Source organism: Thiolapillus sp. (genome assembly GCF_048562965.1).
GTDB classification, from domain to species: domain Bacteria; phylum Pseudomonadota; class Gammaproteobacteria; order Chromatiales; family Chromatiaceae; genus Thiolapillus; species Thiolapillus brandeum_A.
In genome coordinates this window covers 1-728 of record NZ_JBHNMF010001280.1, presented here as the reverse complement: position 1 = coordinate 728, position 728 = coordinate 1, and the positions used below count along the sequence as shown (strand labels likewise).

The window sequence follows — 728 nt, the reverse complement described above, 5'->3', positions numbered from 1 at the left end:
GGATGCTGGAATACAACGAAGAGCGAGATCACGACAGTCTCGGTGGGATGACACCCATTGAGGCCCTTGAAAAGGCCAGAATCTCTACTTTTGAGCTGTCCACTTGACGGGGAAGCTTACGCAGCGAGCGGCTCTTGCGGATATACGGAGGTACCAGTGCAGAGCGGAAGGTGATCGGTTCACCCGTCCTTGAACGTACCTTGGGAATCTTCACCGTTACCGGGCCAATCCCGGTCTGTATGGCCCGCTCTGGCAGGTAACCATTGCGCACGACAGCAGCATGGCCGCTGTCAGTCTGTTGTCCTGCATAATGGGATAGCAATTCCTGCAACTCTGCCTCAATGGCCTGTTCAATCAGCTTTCTGGCGCCTGTCCTGAGCAGAGCGTTCAACGGATCTGAATTCTGCTCTCGATCTTGGAACGAAACGACGGTATTCTTGTTCATGGTGGCGTATCCTTTTGGTTGTTTGATTGCTTCGCAGCTTCAAATCAACCAGATACGCCGCTTTTTTTCAATTCCTTTCAAACACCACTTTCAGTTATAACTCGTCCCGAAGGAAAAGAGGGTGAGGAATCGTTTGATATAGAGGTGTGTACGCCAAGATGATTAGAGGAAACTTACGGCATAGATGAGGTTGTTATTTGCCGCCATCATCTGATTGTTCGTGGGTACAACTACCAAAGAATTGTCGGTGCCATCAAAGATTTCTTGCGGGATTGTTCTGGTG

Annotated in this window: 1 pseudogene; it reads right to left on the bottom strand. The window is 49.9% G+C overall.

Annotated features, from left to right (window positions below):
• Positions 1-130: 130 nt before the first annotated feature.
• Positions 131-445 (bottom strand): annotated as a pseudogene (locus ACOCD2_RS23820) (transposase); the annotation flags it as partial.
• Between the last annotated feature and the right edge of the window lie 283 nt (positions 446-728).